14 protein-coding genes are annotated in these 18,423 nt (G+C 71.1%); 3 read left to right on the top strand and 11 right to left on the bottom strand.

From position 1 onward, the window contains the following. Positions 1-40 precede the first annotated feature (40 nt). Both EIZ45_RS39005 and ileS read right to left on the bottom strand, forming a co-directional pair. On the bottom strand, positions 41-631 hold the full coding sequence (locus EIZ45_RS39005; RefSeq protein ID WP_134670207.1) for a helix-turn-helix domain-containing protein: 591 nt from the start codon (positions 629-631) through the stop codon (positions 41-43). A 93-nt stretch (positions 632-724) separates the two neighbouring features. After that, positions 725-3,886, bottom strand: coding sequence for an isoleucine--tRNA ligase (gene ileS, locus EIZ45_RS39000; protein WP_134670210.1), 3,162 nt, complete (start codon positions 3,884-3,886; stop codon positions 725-727). A 411-nt stretch (positions 3,887-4,297) separates the two neighbouring features. Between ileS and EIZ45_RS38995 the strand changes: the two genes are divergently transcribed. Continuing rightward, a complete protein-coding gene (locus EIZ45_RS38995) occupies positions 4,298-6,067 on the top strand; it encodes an HSP90 family protein (protein WP_134670212.1) in 1,770 nt (589 codons plus the stop codon). Further along, positions 6,067-8,811 carry a hypothetical protein gene (locus EIZ45_RS38990; protein ID WP_134670214.1) on the top strand — a complete coding sequence of 915 codons (2,745 nt, stop codon included), beginning with the start codon at positions 6,067-6,069 and terminating at the stop codon, positions 8,809-8,811. The genes EIZ45_RS38995 and EIZ45_RS38990 overlap by 1 nt, the downstream gene beginning before the upstream one ends. A gap of 167 nt (positions 8,812-8,978) precedes the next feature. Here the strand turns inward: EIZ45_RS38990 and EIZ45_RS38985 are convergent, their stop codons facing one another. Beyond that, entirely contained in the window at positions 8,979-10,322 is a 1,344-nt protein-coding gene (locus EIZ45_RS38985) for an MFS transporter (protein WP_134670216.1), read from the bottom strand. Positions 10,323-10,386: 64 nt separating this feature from the next. On the opposite strand from EIZ45_RS38985, the gene EIZ45_RS38980 reads away from it, so the two are divergent. After that, complete coding sequence (locus EIZ45_RS38980) at positions 10,387-11,175, top strand: helix-turn-helix transcriptional regulator (RefSeq protein WP_037812780.1); 789 nt, start codon at positions 10,387-10,389, stop codon at positions 11,173-11,175. On the opposite strand, the gene EIZ45_RS38975 is transcribed toward EIZ45_RS38980, so the two are convergent. The 8 genes from EIZ45_RS38975 to ftsZ all read right to left on the bottom strand — a co-directional run bounded on the left by EIZ45_RS38975 (position 11,120) and on the right by ftsZ (position 18,223). Then, positions 11,120-11,728 (bottom strand): hypothetical protein, encoded by a 609-nt coding sequence (locus EIZ45_RS38975; RefSeq protein ID WP_134670218.1) that lies wholly within the window; start codon positions 11,726-11,728, stop codon positions 11,120-11,122. The two genes, EIZ45_RS38980 and EIZ45_RS38975, sit on opposite strands and share 56 nt — an antisense overlap. A 152-nt stretch (positions 11,729-11,880) precedes the next feature. Continuing rightward, the gene (locus EIZ45_RS38970; RefSeq protein WP_037812417.1) at positions 11,881-12,732 is read right to left on the bottom strand and encodes a DivIVA domain-containing protein; all 852 of its coding nucleotides are present in this window, start codon (positions 12,730-12,732) and stop codon (positions 11,881-11,883) included. A 53-nt stretch (positions 12,733-12,785) separates the two neighbouring features. Beyond that, positions 12,786-13,058, bottom strand: coding sequence for a YggT family protein (locus tag EIZ45_RS38965; RefSeq protein WP_037367937.1), 273 nt, complete (start codon positions 13,056-13,058; stop codon positions 12,786-12,788). A gap of 115 nt (positions 13,059-13,173) precedes the next feature. Further along, complete coding sequence (locus EIZ45_RS38960) at positions 13,174-13,746, bottom strand: cell division protein SepF (protein ID WP_037812419.1); 573 nt, start codon at positions 13,744-13,746, stop codon at positions 13,174-13,176. An 81-nt stretch (positions 13,747-13,827) separates the two neighbouring features. Beyond that, entirely contained in the window at positions 13,828-14,571 is a 744-nt protein-coding gene (locus EIZ45_RS38955; RefSeq protein WP_134670220.1) for a YggS family pyridoxal phosphate-dependent enzyme, read from the bottom strand. After that, complete coding sequence (pgeF, locus tag EIZ45_RS38950; RefSeq protein WP_134670222.1) at positions 14,568-15,281, bottom strand: peptidoglycan editing factor PgeF; 714 nt, start codon at positions 15,279-15,281, stop codon at positions 14,568-14,570. Before pgeF ends, EIZ45_RS38955 begins: the two co-directional genes overlap by 4 nt. A gap of 190 nt (positions 15,282-15,471) precedes the next feature. Beyond that, entirely contained in the window at positions 15,472-16,623 is a 1,152-nt protein-coding gene (locus EIZ45_RS38945; protein WP_134736104.1) for an IS481 family transposase, read from the bottom strand. A gap of 283 nt (positions 16,624-16,906) precedes the next feature. Then, entirely contained in the window at positions 16,907-18,223 is a 1,317-nt protein-coding gene (gene ftsZ, locus EIZ45_RS38940; protein ID WP_043838482.1) for a cell division protein FtsZ, read from the bottom strand. Between the last annotated feature and the right edge of the window lie 200 nt (positions 18,224-18,423).

Below are 18,423 nucleotides of genomic sequence, written 5' to 3'. Positions count from 1 at the left end.
GCTTCCCCGGGCGCAGGAGCCGAGGCCCGTCCGTCCGGAGTCACCGGCTGGGCCGGTAGCGGGCCCTGAGGTGGAATCGTTCGCCCTGCGGCCCGAGGATGCTGAAGAATTCCACCGCGTGCTCGTCGGCGTTGCCGAACCAGTGCGGCAGATGCGTGTCGAATTCGGCGACCTCGCCGGCCTTCAGCACGAAATCCTGGTCGCCGAGGATCATCCGCAGCCGCCCGCTCAGGACGTACAGCCAGTGGTATCCCTCGTGCGAACGCGGATCCGGGTCGAGCCGGTCGGTCCGCCCAGCGGGAAGGATCTGCTTGTACACATGCAGCCCGCCGGGTTTGCGGGTCAGCGGCAGGACGGTCATGCCGTTGCGGTCGAACGGCCGGAGATGCACGCGCGGGTCGCCGCTGGGCGGGGCGTCGACGAGTTCGTCGAGCGGCACCTGATAGGCCTTGGCCAGCGGGAGCAGCAGTTCCAGACCCGGTTTGCGCTGCCCGGATTCCAGCCGGGACAGGGTGCTCACCGCGATCCCGGTGGTCTCCGACAACGCGGTGAGGGTGATCCCGGTCCGGCGGCGCAGTTCCCGCAGCCGGGGCCCGACCGCGGCCAGCACGGCGTCGAACTCTTCGCTCATGCCCTCATGGTGCGGGCGGCTTTGCGGTTTCCGCCAAGAATTTTGCCGAAACCGCGGTCTTGCCCCGGAGGCCCGGAGCAAGACCGCGGCACGTCACGCCTTAGCGACCGCCACGCGCACCTTCACGCCCTCGCCGACCGTGCCGTCGAAGCCCTCGGCCACCTCGCCGTAGGACACCGACGTCGCGAGCGTCTCGGACGCCACGAACTCCTCGTGCTTGCGCACCGCGGCCGTCACCTCGCCGGCGGCGTCCACGGTCAGCGAGATCCGGTCGCCGACGTCGAGACCGGCCTCGCGGCGCGCCTGCTGGACCACGCGGACCAGGTCGCGGGCAAGGCCCTCGGCCGCCAGGTCCCCGGTGACCTCGGTGTCCAGCACGACCAGACCGGCCCCGCCGGGCAGTTCGGCCGCCGCGCCGCCGCCGGACGCGACCAGTCGCCGGTCGTACTCGCCCTCGACAAGTTCGACGCCCGCCGCCACGACCGCGCCGGACGCGTTGGTCGTCCAGTCGCCCGCCTTGACCGCCTTGATCACCTGCTGCACGGCCTTGCCCAGCCGCGGCCCGGCCGCCCGCGCGTTCACCGCGACCTCGAACGTGCCGTGCGCCGCGACGTCGGTGGTCAGCTCCACCGACTTCACGTTCACCTCGTCCCGCAGGATCTCGGTGAACCCGCGCAGCGCTTCGACGTCCTCGGCCGCGACGACGAGCTTCGCCAGCGGCAGCCGCACGCGCAGCTTGTTCGCCTTGCGCAGCGCCAGCGCCGACGACGCCACCTGCCGCACCTTGTCCATCGCGGTCACCAGCGCCGCGTCGGCGGGCAGGTCGAGCGCGTTCGGCCAGTCGGTCAGGTGCACCGAACGGCCGCCGGTGAGCCCGCGCCACACGGTTTCCGTGGTGAGCGGCAGCAGCGGCGCGACGACCCGGCAGGTCACCTCCAGCACGGTGTGCAGCGTGTCGATCGCGTCCTGCTCGCCCGCCCAGAACCGGTCGCGCGACCGGCGCACGTACCAGTTCGTGAGCACCTCGAGGAAGTCCCGCACGGTCTGGCACGCGCCCGCGATGTCGTAGCCGTCCATCGCGGACTCGACGTCGGTGACGAGTTCGTGCGTCTTGGCGAGCACGTACCGGTCGAGCAGATGCGTCGAATCCGTGCGCCACTGCCCCTGCTTGCCTTCGGCGTTCGCGTACAGGGCAAGGAAGTAGTACGAGTTCCACAGCGGCAGCACGGCCTGGCGCACCGCGTCGCGGATCCCCCGGTCGGTGACGACGAGGTTGCCGCCGCGCAGGATCGGGCTCGCCATGAGGTACCACCGCATGGCGTCGGACCCGTCGCGGTCGAAGACCTCGTTGACGTCCGGGTAGTTCCGCAGCGACTTCGACATCTTCTGGCCGTCGGAGCCGAGCACGATGCCGTGCGACACGCAGGTGCGGAACGCCGGCCGGTCGAACAGCGCGGTCGCGAGCACGTGCAGCAGGTAGAACCAGCCGCGGGTCTGCCCGATGTACTCGACGATGAAGTCGCTCGGGTAGTGGTGCTCGAACCATTCGCGGTTCTCGAACGGGTAGTGCACCTGGGCGTACGGCATCGACCCGGAGTCGAACCACACGTCGAGCACGTCCGGCACGCGGCGCATCGTGGAGCGGCCGGTCGGGTCGTCCGGGTTCGGCCGGGTCAGCTCGTCGATGTAGGGCCGGTGCAGGTTGTCCAGCCGCACGCCGAAGTCGGCCTCCAGCTCGTCCAGCGAGCCGTAGACGTCGATGCGCGGGTAGGCCGGGTCGTCCGAGCGCCACACCGGGATCGGCGTGCCGAAGTAGCGGTTGCGGGAGATCGACCAGTCGATGGCGTTCTCCAGCCACTTGCCGAACTGGCCGTCCTTGACGTTCTCCGGGTACCAGGTGATCTGCTGGTTCAGCTCGACCATCCGGTCCTTGAACTGCGTCACCGCGACGAACCACGACGACACCGCGCGGTAGATCAGCGGGTTCCGGCAGCGCCAGCAGTGCGGGTACGAGTGGTCGTAGGTCTCGTGGCGCAGCAGCACCGCGCCCTGGCGCTCCGCGCCGCCGGTGCCGTTCTTGAGGTCCCGCACGATGTTCGGGTTCGCGTCGAACACCAGCTGCCCGGCGTAGTCCGGAACGGTCTCGTCGAACTTGCCGTGGTCGTCCACCGGCGTCACCGGGGCGATCCCGGCCGCGTCGGTGACTACCTTGTCCTCGGCGCCGTACGCGGGCGCGATGTGCACGACGCCGGTGCCGTCGTCGGTGGTGACGTAATCCGCCGACAGCACGCGGTGCGCGTTCTCCGTGCCGAGGAAGTACGGGAACGGCGGCGCGTAACGGGATCCGAGCAACTGCTCGCCGGTGTAGCGCGCGACGACGGCCGGCTCCTCGCCGAGTTCGCGCGCGTACGCGGCGACGCGGGCCTCCGCGAGCAGGAAGCGCTTGCCGTCGCTCTCCACCACGACGTACTGCACCTCGGGGTGCACTGCGGTGGCGAGGTTGGACGGCAGCGTCCACGGCGTCGTGGTCCAGATCAGCAGATACGTGCCGTCGAGGTCGTTGTCGTTGCCCTCCAGGCGGAATCCGACCGTGACGGCCGGGTCCTGCCGGTTGCGGTAGACGTCGGCGTCCATGCCCAGCTCGTGGTTGGACAGCGGCGTCGCGTCGCGCCAGCAGTAGGGCAGGACGCGGTAGCCCTCGTAGACGAGTCCCTTGTCCCACAACCGTTTGAACGCCCAGAGCACCGATTCCATGTAGGTGACGTCGAGCGTCTTGTAGTCGTTGTCGAAGTCGACCCAGCGGGCCTGGCGGGTCACGTAGTCGCGCCACTCGTCGGTGTAGCGCAGCACGGACTCGCGCGAGGCCTCGTTGAACTTCGCGATGCCCATCTCTTCGATCTCGGTCGTCTCGGTGATCCCGAGCTGCCGCATCGCTTCGAGTTCGGCGGGCAGGCCGTGGGTGTCCCAGCCGAACCGCCGGTCGACGTGCTTGCCCTTCATCGTCTGGTAGCGCGGGACGATGTCCTTGACGTACCCGGTGAGCAGGTGCCCGTAGTGCGGGAGGCCGTTGGCGAAGGGCGGGCCGTCGTAGAAGACGTACTCGTTGTCGCCGTTCGTGCCCTCGGGACGGGCGTCGATCGTCGCCTGGAAGGTCCGGTCGCTCTCCCAGTACGCGAGGACGCTCTCCTCCAGCGCGGGGAACGACGGCTGGGACGGGACCGTGGTCTCTCCGCCCGGCGAAGCCTGGGGGTACATCCGGGTGCTCCTTGCGTTCGTCGCTCGTACGGGCGACCGGCGGCCACCCACACGGGGACGAGACGCTGGCGCGTCACGCGGTACCACCCCGCTTGCCCGGCGCACTGCTCCCGGGCCACTCGTTGCGCGGCTGTCACGGGCCGCACCCGTCCGGTTCTACTGCGGGCGGCGACGCCCGGTTCTTCCGGAGGCTCCCCGGTGATGGCCGGATCGACGCCTTGCTGACTCCAGGTTAACCCGTCGCCGCAACCCGCTTTCGCCCTGCCCCGGCCGGGCTCGCGGGATCGCCGGGGGAAAAGGCGAAAACCGATGTCCGGCACCGGGTTCCGCCGATACGGTAACGACCGGGCGTGCGCGGCGGATGTGCCGGGCAGATCTTCCTTCCGGCCACAGCACAGGAGTCGAGCACGGGTGAACCGCAGTTTTCAGGTGGATCTTCGCGGGGTCGTCGACCTGCTGAGCCAGCACCTCTATTCCAGTCCCCGCGTCTACGTGCGCGAACTGCTCCAGAACGCCGTCGACGCGGTCACCGCGCGCCGGGCGGCCGACGATTCGGCGCCCGCGGAGATCGCGATCGAAGCCGGCGACGGGACGCTGCGGATCACCGACACCGGCATCGGCCTGTCCGAGGCGCAGGTGCACGAACTGCTCGCGACGATCGGCCGCAGCTCCAAACGGGACGAACTCGGCTACGGACGGCGGGATTTCCTCGGCCAGTTCGGGATCGGGCTGCTGTCGGCCTTCCTGGTCGCCGACGAGACCCGCGTCGTCACGCGTTCCGCGAGCGGCGCTCCCGCGGTCTCGTGGACCGGCCGCGCGGACGGCACCTACGCCGTCGGGCCCGGCGAACGGGACACGATCGGCACCACCGTCACCCTCACCGCGCGCCGCGGCGCCGAGCAGTGGTTCGTGCCGGAGACGGTCGCCGATCTCGCGACGCTGTACGGCTCGATGCTGCCGTTCGAAATCACCGTCAACGGCAAGGCGATCAGCGGCGCCGGCATCCCGTGGCAGGCCGACGAGCGCTCCCCCGGGCACCGCTCCGCGGACCTCGTCGGCTACGCGCAGGAGGTCCTCGGCTTCACCCCGTTCGACATTGTCGACCTCGACGTGCCGGAGGCCGGGCTCACCGGCGTCGCCTACGTGCTGCCGTTCCCGGCGAACCCGGCCGAGCGCGCCGGGCATCGCGTGTACCTCAAGCGGATGCTGCTCGCGGAGAACGCGCCCGGGCTGCTGCCGGACTGGGCGTTCTTCGCCCGCTGCGTCGTGGACACCGGCGAGCTGCGGCCCACCGCGAGCCGCGAGGCGCTCTACGACGACGACCAGCTCGCCGCGACCCGCGAAGCGCTCGGCGAGCAGCTGCGCGGCTGGCTCGTCGGGCTCTCGGCGACCAGTCCGCGGCGGCTGAACCAGTTCCTGAAGATCCACCACCTCGGCGTCAAAGCGCTCGCGCTGCACGACGACGACATGCTGCGGCTGGTCGACGAGTGGTGGCCGCTGGAAACGAACGTCGGCCGGATGACGCTCGCCGAGTTCCGCTCGCGCCACGGCGTGCTCCGCTACTGCGCGACCGCCGACGAATTCGACCAGCTGGCCGGGGTCGCCGCCGCGCAGAACCTGCCGGTGATCAACGGCGGCTACACCTACGACAGCGAACTCGTCGAACGCGTCGGCGCGCTCGAACCGGGGGTGCGCGTCGACCGGCTCGACCCGAGCGACCTCACCACCGCCTTCGCCGATCTCGCCCCGGACACCGCGCTGGCGGTCCGGCCGTTCGTCGCGGCCGCGCAACGCTGCGTCGACCGGCTCGGCTGCGAGGTCGTGCTGCGCGAATTCGAGCCCGCGTCGCTCCCGGTGCTCTATCTCGTCGACCGCGCCGCCTCGTTCGCCGGCGAACTGCGCGCGACCAAGGAGGCCGTCGACGAGCTGTGGGCCGGGGTGCTCTCGGCCTTCGAAAAGCCGGAACGGGACCGCCCGCAGCTCGTGCTCAACTACCGGAACCCGTTGGTGCGGCGCGTTTCCCGGCTCGAGAACGCGGAACTGACCGCGCTGGCCGTCGAATCCCTCTACGGCCAGGCGCTGCTGCTCGGCAAGCACCCCATCCGGCCCGCCGACTCCGCGCTGCTCAACCGGGCCTTCCTCAGCCTTCTCGACCACGCCGTCCCGAACCGGGAGAACTGATGACCGCACCGACCGAAGAGGACCTGTGGAACCGGCTGGGGTCGGCCCGGGCCCTTCCGTTCGGCAAGGGCCAGATCGCCGCGACGGAGAGCCTGGTCCGCACCGCCGACGCCGAGCGCCTGCCGGACCTGCAGTACGCGGCCCGGCTCTCGCTCGTCCGCGCGTACACGCACGGCGGCGAGCCGGCGAAGTCGTTCGTGCCGTTCGCCTGGTGTCTCGCCAAGCACGACCAGGGCGAGGGCAACGAGCGGTGGGATTACATCCTCTTCTGGTCGTTCAAGTCCATCGTCACGTCGCTGACCGACTTTCCCGAGGTGCCGCTGGACCGCACCTACGCCGTGCTCGACGACATGGAGCGCCGGTACCGGGCGGCCGGGTACGCGATGAACCCGGTGCACCAGCACCGGCAGATCGTGGCGCGGCACGTCGGCGACCACGAAACGGCTGTCGAGCAGTACCGGCTCTGGGCCGCGGCCCCGCGCGGCGAGATGTCGGACTGCGTCGGCTGTGAACCGTCCGCCAAGGTCGCCCACCTGAGCCGCTACGGCCGGTTCGAGGAGGCGATCGAGGTCGCCGAACCGGTCCTCGGCGGCACGTTCACCTGCAGCGAGCAGCCGAACGGGATCCTCTCCTCGCTGCTGCTCCCGTTCGTCCGCACCGGACGGCTGGAGGAGGCCGCGCGAGCCCACCGGCAGGTGTACCGCACGATCCGGCACAACCGGCTGGACCTGGATCTCCTCCCCCGCCACCTCCGGTTCTGCGCGCTCACCGGCAACCACGTGCGCGGGCTGGAAATCCTCGAACGGCATCTCGGCTGGCTCGCCGACGCGCCCTCTCCGGACGTCGAGATGGAGTTCTGCGCCGCCGCCGCGCTCAACCTGCGCCTGGTCGCCGATTCCGGGCACGGCGGCACGACTGTGCGCCGGACCGACGGCGAGATTTCCGCCCAGGCACTGCACGACGAGCTTTCCGAGCGCGCCCTGGGCATCGCGGCCCGCTTCGACGCCCGGAACGGCACCAGCGAGCAGAGCGACCTGATCCGCGACGTCCTCGCCTCCGAGCCGATCGTGGACCACCTTCCGCTGTCCTTGACCAGTCCGCGTCCGGTTTCCCCGCCGCGGACGCCCGTCGCACCGTCCCTTCCGGACACTCCCGAAGAGCTGGCCGATCTCGCCGACCAGCACTCCCGGCTCAGCGCTCACGAGGCCGCCGAAGCCGCGTGGGCGAAGTTCGACGAACTGTGCGCGGAACCGGCGGGGTCGCTGCTCGCCCGGCGGCTGTCCGGATCCGCGACCGCGGTCGTGGACACCGACCCCGAGGCCGCCGTGCGGGATTGGCTGTTCGCGGCCGAACTGTTCGCGGCCGAAGGCGACCAGGTCGCCCAGCACACCGCGGCGAGCAAGGCCGGGCTCGCCCGCTACCAGCTGGGCGAGCCCGAACCCGCTCTCGCCGCCCTCGCCGGCACGGCCGAGGCGCTCGCCGGGCTCGGCGACGTGGAACAGCACGTCCGCGCGCTGCTGCGGTGGTCCCTGGCGCTTTCCGGGAACGACGACCTCGACGCCGCGTTCGAGATTCTCGGCCGTGCCGAAGCCGCCGCCACCGAGGTTCCCGCTGAGCTGGCCGCCCGGCTTTTGCTGCTGCGCGGCGAACTCACCGCACGCAGCGGCCGGCTGGACGAGGCGCGGGAACCGGCCGGACGCGCGGTGGACCTGTTCGCCGAAGCCGGGTTGGCCGAGCAGGAGGCGTGGGCGCGGCTCATCGCCGGACGGATGGCCGCCGCGAGCGGCGAACTCGAGACGGCCTACGCCACGGTGCGGCCCGCCGAATCCGCCGCCTCCCCGGGCCTGCGCGCCCAGGTGCGGCACACCCTCGGCTTGCTCGCGTCCGACCTCGACCTGCGGGAGGAGGCGGTGGCCCACTACCGCGGCGAGGTCGCTGACCTGGTCGAAGCCGGGGACCTGTCCGGCGCCGCGCTCGCCCAGCTCGGACTGGCGTCCGCGGCCGAACGCGCCGGGGACCCACTGACCGCCGCCGACGCCGCCGAGGCCGCGATCGAGGTCCTGGAGCAGGGCGACGACGAGGACGAACTGGCCCGGGCGCGCTACCTGCTCGCCGGAGCGCACCGCGCCCTCAACCAGCCGGATCCGGCGCTGACCCTGCTGGAGCAGGTGCTCGGGCACTTCGCCGCCGCGGGCAACCAGCCCGCCGCCGGGCAAGCGGCCGAGACCATCGGCGACCTCCTCGACGAACTCGACCGCGACACCGAGGCCGCCTCGTCCTACGGGCGCGCAGCGGAGTACTACACGGCGGCGGAACTCCCGGTCGACGCCGTGCGCAACCTCCGTCAGGCAGCGCTGTCGTGGCAGTGGGCGACGGAAACGGATCAGGCGCTTTCGGTGCTGGCAGAAGCGGAAAAGAGCGCCGCGGACCTCGACGGCGACGAGCCGCCGATCCGCTGGGAACGAGCCATGGTCGCCTTGAACGGCGGCAAACTGCTGGGTGCCGCAGAGCGGCCCGAGCAAGCGCTGCCCCGGGCGACCGCGGCCGTCGAACTGTTCCTGACCCTCGACGCGACCACCGAAGCCGCGATCGCCGCGGGCCTGCGCGCCCGGCTGCTGGTCGACCTGGGCCGCCCCGCCGAAGCCCGCGCCGCGACGCAGGCCGCGATCGAAGGCCTGCCGCCGGAAGCGACGGAACAAATCGAGCGGCTCGAATACATCCTGGCGAATCTCGACGAGGAGTAAGGCCTTTCGCCGGGCCCACGGGTTCTCCCGTGAGCCCGGCGGAGGGTGCGCTCTCGCCGGACTTTTCTCCCGGCCGTTGCCGTGAGCCCCGCAGCCGCCGAGCCCACGGGTTTCTCGCAGGCCCGACGGAAGTTGCACCCTCGCCGGACTTCTCTCCCCGCCTCAGCTCACCCCGTCGGCTCAAGCCGCTTCCCGCGCACCCGCCTCTGCACCGTCACCACCGCGAGTGCCGCAGCCACAACCCACAAGCCGCCCGAAACAAACCCCAGCAAGTGCAAGCCGTGCACAAACGACCCCCGCGCCCCCGGTTCCCCCGCCACCGCACCGAAAACCGCCACACCAAGCGCACCGCCCGCCTGTCGCGCCGCGTTGTTGATTCCGCCCGCGATGCCTGCCCGCTCGTCCGGCGCGTCGGAGACCGCGGCGGTTACCACGGCGGCGGTCAGCAGTCCCATTCCGATGCTGAGCACGAACAGCGTCGGCAGCAGCGTCCAGTACCCGGTGCCGGGGCCGATGCGCAGCAGGTTCAGCATCGCCGCCGCGCCGAGCAAGAGCCCGGTCACGATCTGCGGGCGCGGGCCGAACCTCGCGGTGAGCCGTCCGGAGACCGGGCCGAGCAGCACCATCGGGACGAACATCGGCAGCAGCGCCGCGGCCGCGGCGATCGGGTCCGCGTGGAGCACGTCCTGCAAGTACAGCGTGAACACCAGCACTGAACCCAGGCCGACGAAGTTCATCGCGGCGGACACCAGGTTCGCGCCTGCCGCCTGCCGGGACCGCAGCAGCGGCAACGGCAGCATCGGGGCCGCAGAACGCCGTTCCACCACCACGAACGCCACGGCCGCCGCCACCGCGAGCAATCCGACCCACGGCGTCCCCGCGATCACCGCGTACACCGCGGAGCCGAGCGCCAACGCCGCGGTCGCCGCCCCGGGAACGTCCACGCGGCCCGGTTTCCGCACGTCCCGCGGCACCAGCCGCCGGGTCGCGACGGCCGCCGCGGCGACGATCGGGACGTTCAGCCAGAACACCGGCCGCCATCCGGCCGTCTGCACGAGAATCCCGCCCAGCAACGGTCCGGCGGGCAGGGCGAGCGCCGAAATCCCGGCCCAGATCCCCAGCGCCCGGGCGCGTTCCGTACGGCCGGGGAACGCCCCGGAGATCACGGCCATCGTGCCCGGCAGCAACAACGCCGCCCCGATCCCTTGCACCGCCCGGGCCGCGACCAGCCAGCCCGCCGACTGCGCGAGCCCGCACGCCGCCGAAGCGGCCCCGAAAACGCCCAGCCCGGTCAGCACCACGCCGCGGTGCCCGAGGACGTCGCCGAGCGCTCCCCCGGTCAGCAGCAACGCGGCGAGCACGACCGAATAGCCGACCACCACCCACTGCAACTGCGGAACGTCCGCGTGCAGTTCGCTGCCAAGAGTCGGAAGGGCGACGTTGACGACAGTGACGTCGAGCTGCACCAGGAACATCCCGGCGCACATGGTGAACAAGATCGCGGTGCGCATGGGTCCAGCAGACACCGGGAACGCTTCCGTCGCGGTGGAAGTGTGCCGGGGGCATGCTGGAGGCATGGAAGGAGACGCCGACATCGCGCGCACCGCCGCCCTGTTCGCCGATCCGGCGCGGGTCCGCGTGCTGATGGCCCTCGCGGACGGCCGGTCGCTGGCCGCGTCCGTGCTGGCCGGCGAAGCGGGTCTGACCGCGCAGGGCGTGAGCGCGCACCTGTCGAAACTGCTGGCCGCCGGGCTGGTGACGGCGGAAAAGTCCGGCCGGCACCGGTTCTACCGCATCGCCGGCGCGGCCCCGGAACTGCTGGAAGCACTCGCCCGGCACTCCCCCGCGCGCCCGGTGCGCTCGCTGCGGGAAGGCACGCGCGCGGAAGCCTTGCGCACCGCGAGATTGTGCTACGACCACGTCGCCGGACGACTCGGCGTCACCGTCACGGCCGCCTTGCTCGATCGCGGCGCGCTGGCCACTGTGGACGGTGACCCGACCACGCAACGGCGGCCCGGGGACCGGATTTCCTCGCAGCTGCAAGAACATCCGTACGTGCTGGGGCCTGCTGCCGACGACGTGTTCGCCGCGTTAGGCGTGGATGTCGAGGCAGCCGCGAAAAGCCGTCGCCCGCTGCTGCGGTTCTGTCTGGATTGGACAGAGCAGCGCCATCACCTGGCCGGAGCCTTGGGCGCGGCGGTGACGCGACGGTTCATGGACGCGGGCTGGCTGCGGTCACGCGCGAAGGCGCACCGAGCCGTTCAGCTCACCGAAAGCGGCGCGAAGGTACTTGAAGAGGTGCTCGGCGTCAGCGATGCGCCGCGGCCAGCACAGCGTCCGGACCGCACCGCGCGCACGGCGTGAAGCCGAGCTGGCGTGCCTCGCCGACGCCGATCGGGATGGTGTCGCGGCCGGACAGCCAGCCGCAGTCCACCAGGTGGTAGCGCGGGTACTCGTCGACGACCACGACCTCGTCCTCGAGCTCCTTGACCACCTCGAGGTCCTCCGGCGCGGTCTCCTCGACGCCGGGCGGCGTGTCGCGCACCGCCTTCGCCTCGGACTGGGGCTCGGCCTCCGCGGCGGGCTTCTCGAGCTCCGGTTCCGGCACGTCCGCCGGATCGCCCAGCTCGCCCGTCGCCGGGATCAGCGCGGTCTGCTCGGCGTCCTCCTCGGCCGGGACCGCTTCGTCCTTCTCCTCCGCCGCATCCGAATCGGCGGCTTCGGAGTCCTCGGACTCCTCGGCGTCCGGGCCGCGGTCCGCGCGCTTGCGCCGGCGCAGCCAGTCGGCGAGCAGAAGGAGCCCGGCGAGCACGGAAAGGCCGATGGAAACCCAGGCCCACAGCGAGGTGCCCGTGATGAGCGCCGTGACGAGCAGCCCGAGAGCCGCCAGCACCAGAAGGAGGACGATGTAGAGCACGCTGAATTACAACACGCGCGACCCGCCAACCGGGCGCGACCCGCCCACGCGGCGTGCTCCGCCGATGCCCCACCGTGGCGGGAACCGGACCCGGACACGCCGAAACCCCGCCGGGTCGGAAGGTCTTCCGGCGGGGTGCGTACGGCGGTGGGTCAGCCGGCCTCGGCGCGCGGGCCGAACGAGTAGCCCTGACCGCTGCTGCCGGTCGAGGACTGGCTCGAACCGGAAGAGGCCGACGCCGGGGCCGCGGAGCCGCGGTCGTCGAGCTCGCGCAGCTGGGACTCGAGGAATCCGCGCAGCCGGGTGCGGTATTCGCGCTCGATCGTGCGGAGTTCTTCGATCTTCTTGCCCAGAGCGCCCTTTTCGGCGTTCAGGTTGTTCATCGTCTCGGTGTACTTGCGCTGCGACTCGCGTTCCATGGTGGTCGCCTTGTCGCGCGCCTGGCGCTCCAGCGTCTCGGCGCGCGTGCGCGCGTCGTTCAGCATCGTCTCGGCGCGGGTGCGCGCCTCGTTCACCATCGAGTCGGACTTCGCCCGGGCGTCGGACAGCAGCTGCTCGGACTTGGTCCGCGCCTCCGCCAGCATCCCGTCGGACTCGGTCTTCGCCTCGGCGGTGAGCCGGTCGGCCATCTCCTGCGCCAGGCCGAGCACCTTGGCGGCCTGGACGTTCGGCTCGCCGCTGTCGGGGACCATCGAGTGCGCCTGGGTCTGCTCCATCGCCGAAGCGGGCGGCGGAACCGGGGCGAGCCGCCGCGACGGCTCGGGGTCGCGGCCCGGCGGCGGGCCGGCGACCTTCGCGTTCTCGAGCTCCGAGCGGGTCGACTCGAGCTCGGAGTCGAGCTGCTCGACCTGCTGGCGCAGCTCGTTGTTGTCCTCGATCAACCGGGCAAGCTCGGTCTCCACCAGGTCGAGGAACGCGTCCACCTCGTCCTCGTTGTAGCCCCTCTTGCCGATGGGCGGCTTGCTGAACGCGACGTTATGCACGTCAGCGGGGGTCAACGACATCAGATCACCTCACGCACTCCATGGCCTGCAGGACACACCCGGGTTTTCCCCGATCACCTGGGTGTCAGTTGCATCGCGAAGAACACAACCAACAGCAGCACCATAATCGACAAGTCCAGTCCTACGCCGCCGATCCGGACCATCGGAATGATCCTGCGGAACAACCGCACCGGCGGGTCGGTCACTGTGTAGATGGTCTCGAGCGTCACCGCAACCCCTCCGGCGGGACGCCATTCCCGTGCGAAAGTCCGCACGAGCTCGACCACGATCCGGGCCGTGAGCAGCAGCCAGAAGGCAAACAGCACGTACCAGATCGCAAGCCACACAGCATTCACGGCGACCACTCTAGCGGGGGACGGCCGGATTGGGCGCGACCAGTCGCCCTGAGGGCGACATAGTCGACAAAATCACGTCTGGCTGCGCCCAGCGGTCCGTTCCCGTTCACCCGCGCAGGAACAATCCGCCCTCGGCGATCCGCCTGCGGTCCTCGGCGGTCACGTCCACGTCGGGCGGTGAGAGAAGGAACACCTTGTTGGTGACCTTGTCCATCGACCCCCGCACGGCGAACGCCAGGCCCGCCGCGAAGTCCACGATCCGCTTGGCGTCCGCGTTGTCCATCTCGGTGAGGTTGATGATCACCGGGATGCCCTCGCGGTAGTGCTCGCCGATCGCCCGCGCCTCGATGTAGCTCGTCGGGTGCAGCGTGGTGATCCGGCTGAGCGGGTCCCTCGCCGGCGCGGCGACCGGTTCGGCGACCGGGCGCAGCCGGGCGACCGGCTCCGGCTGGCGGTCCACGGCGAGCGCGCCGTGCGTCGCCGGCTCGGCCGCCATCGACCGGGACCGCACGCGCGCGGCCGGTTCGTCGTAAGCCTCTTCGACGTCGCGGTAGCGCGCCCGGGACCGCGCCGGCGGCTGGTCGTAGCCGTCGTCGTAGTCGTCGTAACCGTCGTCGTAGCCGTCTTCGTCCGCGGGCACCATCCCGAAGTAGGCCTTCAGCTTCTGCAGCGCGCTCATAGCCTCTCCCTAGCCCTTGCCGCTCCCGCACCGTTGTGCCCCGCCCGGCCGGACACGAAACGTGACCACCGGGCGGACTCCCTACGGCGAGGCTAAACCGCGCCCGCCGAGCAACGCGGTTCCGACACGCACACACGTCGAGCCGTGCCGGATCGCCTGGTCCAGATCATGGCTCATTCCGGCGGACACGTCAGCCGCTTCGGGATGCCGGGCGCGGACTCTTTCCGCTGCGTGGGACAGGCGGGCAAAAGCAGTGCCCGGGTCCTCCCCTAACGGGGCCACCGCCATCACGCCTCGCAGTCGCAGCTCCCCCGTGTGGGCGATGCGGTCGGCGAGGGCGTCGAGCTCCTCGAGCGGGGTCCCGCCGCGCGCGACGTCGCCGTCGAGGCTCACCTGGACCAGGACGTCGAGCGGTCCGGTCCGCTCGCCCGCCTCCTGCGCGGCGGCGACCGCGCGGGCGAGCGCGTCGGCGAGCCGCGCCGAATCGACCGACTGGACCTCGACCGCCCAGCGCACGACCGAACGCGCCTTGTTCCGCTGCAGCCGCCCGACCATGTGCCAGCGCGGCGCGGCGTCCGGGCGCAGTTGCGCGACCTCGGCCGCCTTCGGACCGGCTTCCTGGTCGCGGTTCTCGGAGAGGTTCAGCAGCCCGAGGTCGGTCAGCAGCGCGGCGTCGCTCGCCGGGAAGGTCTTGGTGACGCCCAGCAACCGCACCTCGTCGCGGGAACGGCCGGCCTCGGCGCAGGCGTTCGCGATGCGCTCCTCGACCGCGGCCAGCGCCGCCGCCAGCTCCGCCCGCCGCTTCTCTGCCGGGTCCTCGGTCACGCTTTCTCCTCTTCCAGCCAGGTGATGCCGGCGATGCGGCCGGTGGTGCCGTCGCGGCGGAAGCTGAACAACGTCTTGTCCTCCGCCGTGCAGCGCGGATCCGCGCCGACGCGTCCGACGCCGAGGTCGGCCAGTTGCTGCCAGAGCCCGGCGCGCAGGTCCAGACCAGTCGTGCCCGTGCGCGTTTTGCACGCACTGCCGGGCAGGTGTTTGTCGACGTCCGCGGCCATCGCGGCCGGGACCTCGTAGCAGTCGCCGCAAATGGCCGGGCCCAGCAACGCCTCGACGCGGCCCGGTTCGGCGCCGAGATCGCGCATCGCCTCCAGCGCGGCGGGCACCACGCCGACGCGCGCGCCGACCCGGCCCGCGTGCACCGCGGCGACGACGCCCGCCTCCGGATCCGCCATGAGCACCGGGACGCAGTCCGCGACCAGCACCACGAGCGCGACGCCCGGACGGTCGGTCACCAGCGCGTCAGTCGCTTCGGCCGCGGCGGTCTCGGTGCCGTCCACGACGGTCGCGGTGCGGCCGTGCACCTGCTCCATCCAGGCCAGCTTGTCCTCGGCGAGACCGAGTTCGGACGCCAGCCGCTTGCGGTTGGCGTAGACGTCGCCCGCGTCGTCGCCGACGTGGTCGCCGAGGTTGAAACTCTCGTACGGCGGCCGGGAAGCCCCGCCCGCCCTGGTCGTGACCACTCGTCGTACTCGCACCCCGCCATCCTGCCAAAAACCGCGGCGGCCGCTGAGGCGAGTCTCGCGAGCATCTCCGCAGGCGTCGTGAGTGGCGAAGCCGGTTCTAACCGGCTGTCCTGTCTCAGGACCTCACGGACAGATGTGTCTCAGGACTTTCCGGACAGTTNAACCGGCTGTCCTGTCTCAGGACCTCACGGACAGATGTGTCTCAGGACTTTCCGGACAGTTTCTGGTTGGTGAGGCGTTGGTAGCGTACTGATCTGTCGAGGGTGAGCTGGCGGACGAGGGTGTCGCCGGTCATGACGGCGACGCGGTCGCCTTGCCAGTAGACGGTGGCGGTGTGTCCGGCCCAGGTGCGTCCGAGGACGATGGAGCAGCCGGAGAAGGCGATGACGCCGGTGGCGGAAACGGGGCGGGTGGTGACGCCGCTGGGCCGGCGGGGGCCGGTGGCGGGGAGGGCTTTGGGTTGGGCGTCGTAGCGTTGCTGGGGTGTCTGGCCGTCGAGGCTTTGGTGGCGGCGGTTGTTGTAGATCGTCTGGTATTGGTCGAGCAGTTGCTGCAGGGCGGGGAGATTCTCGGCGGGCGGCTGGGCGGCGAGCCATTTCCGCAGGGTCTGGTGGGCTCGTTCGTCTTTGCCGCAGGTCTGCGGGTGGTGCGGGGTGGAGGCGATGGCGGTGATCCCTCGTTCGGCGAGGCGGCGTTCGAGGTCGACCATCCGGCCGCGGTGTTTGCCGGAGAAGGCCAGCCCGTTGTCGGACAGGAGTTTCACGGGCAGGCCGTGGCCGGCGAAGGCGTGTTGCAGCGCGGCCCAGGTGTCGGCGCTGTTTTCGCTGGCCGCGGCGTGGCAGCCGATGCTGAGGCGGGAGTGGTCGTCGAGGATCTGGATGATGCAGACCTTGGCGCCGTCGGCGAGGTAGTGCTCCATGCCGTCGATCTGCCAGCAGCCGTTGGGGTCGGCGTACTCGAACCGTCGCCGGGTCTTGGGTTTCTTGCGGGGCTGGGGCGTGATCTGGCCGTGGGCGCGCAGGATGCGGTGGATCGAGGCGGGCGAGGGCAGCGGCGACTGCCCGGTGTCCTGCAGCCGCCAGCGGATCGAGATCGGCCCGTTGTCCAGGCCTTGGTCGGCGAGTTCCTTGCGGGCGCGCACCACCGCCTCGGCCACCGCCGGCCCGAACGCGGTCGGACGGCGGTGCGGGGCGGTGCTGCGGCGGGTGAACCCGTCCGCGCCCTCGGCCCGGAACCGGGCCAGGTATTTGTAGAAGGTGTCCCGGGACAGGCCGTGCTCGCGGCAGAACCGCACCACGTTGACCTTCTCGCCGTGAGCCGCCCGGGCGACCGCGGCGACGAACTCAGGATCCATCGAAAACCCTGCTCTGCCCATCGCCGCATGATCACCACAACACCCCTGGTCACCACGCCGACAGGCCGGTCAGTGTCCGCGATGTCCTGAGACATCAACTGTCGGCGATGTCCTGAGACTCAACAGCCGGTTCTAACCGGCATCGCCACTCACGAGGCAAGCCTGGCCGCACGCTTCTGCCGCTGCGGTCCCGGTGAGAACCGGCGCCAGCGCGCACGAAGGTCCGGACACGGCCACGGCCGCCCCGGACAGATCGGGGCGGCCGTGGCTCGCGAGCCCTTGCTTACCGCCGCATGAACGGGGGCACGTCGACGTCGTCGTCGGTCGGGTCGTCGTGCACCGTGGTCGGGCGGCTCGGCAGACCGCCCGTCGCGGAACCGGAACCGATCGGCGAATATCCCCGCGAGCCGCCGCCCGGCTGGGGAAGGCCGCCCGGCGGGGTGCCGGTGCCCGGCTGCGGCAGGCCTGAGGGCGGGGTCCGCGGCGGAGCGACCGGGTAGCCGGAGCTGCCCGCGGGCGGCACCGGAGTGGCCCCGGTCTGCGGCGGGGTCTGCGCGGCCGAACCGCCGCCGACCTGGCCCGCCGCGGCGGACGCGGTGCCGTTGCCCTGTTTGCCGCCGAACGCGGGCGGGTCGAGCTTCTTGTGGGTGGGCGCGCCCGCGTCGAAGCCGGCCGCGATCACCGTGACGCGCACCTCGTCGCCGAGGGAGTCGTCGATGATCGTGCCGAAGATGATGTTCGCGTCCGGATGCGCCGATTCCTGCACGAGCGACGCGGCCTCGTTGATCTCGAAGAGCCCGAGGTCCGATCCGCCCGCGATGGACAGCAGCGCGCCGTGCGCCCCGTCCATCGACGCTTCCAGCAGCGGCGAGTTGATCGCCTTCTCCGCCGCCTGTATCGCCCGTCCCTCGCCGCGCGCGGAGCCGATGCCCATCAGCGCGGAGCCCGCGCCGGACATGACGCTCTTGACGTCGGCGAAGTCCAGGTTGATCAGACCCGGCGTGGTGATCAGGTCGGTGATGCCCTGGACACCGGAGAGCAGCACCTCGTCGGCGGAGCGGAACGCGTCCATCAGGGACACGCCGATGTCGCCGAGCTGCAGCAGCCGGTCGTTCGGGATCACGATCAGCGTGTCGCACTCGTTGCGCAGCTGCTGGATGCCGTCCTCGGCCTGCTTGCCGCGGCGTTTGCCCTCGAAGGTGAACGGGCGGGTCACCACGCCGATCGTGAGCGCGCCGAGCTTGCGGGCGATCTGCGCGACGACCGGCGCGCCGCCGGTGCCGGTGCCGCCGCCCTCGCCCGCGGTCACGAACACCATGTCGGCGCCCTTGATGACCTCTTCGATTTCCTCGCGGTGGTCCTCGGCCGCCTTCTGCCCCACCTCGGGGGCGGCTCCGGCGCCGAGTCCGCGGGTGAGTTCCCGGCCGATGTCGAGCTTGACGTCGGCGTCGGACATGAGCAGTGCCTGCGCGTCGGTGTTCACCGCGATGAACTCGACACCCTTGAGGCCGACCTCGATCATCCGGTTCACGGCGTTCACGCCGCCGCCGCCGATGCCGACGACCTTGATCACCGCAAGGTAGTTGTGCGGGGGCGTCATCGGGTCCGCCTTCCTGATCGTGATGTGCACATGCCGCCCGCCGGGGCCGGAAACCCTCAACCTCAACCCGAGAGTGAGAGTTATGTCAACCACCGGCGTCAAGGCAGGACGGTAGGCGCCGCGCAAGCTCTAATCCAGTAGCCACGCCGTGAGCGGCAAAGGTGTTTTGCCACAACGCGAAGCCGCGCGCAAGGCCGGAA

Source organism: Amycolatopsis sp. CFH S0740 (assembly GCF_004522315.1).
Taxonomy (GTDB): domain Bacteria; phylum Actinomycetota; class Actinomycetes; order Mycobacteriales; family Pseudonocardiaceae; genus Amycolatopsis; species Amycolatopsis nivea.
The sequence above is the reverse complement of the archived record's forward strand: the minus strand, read 5'-3'. Positions and strand labels throughout refer to the sequence as shown.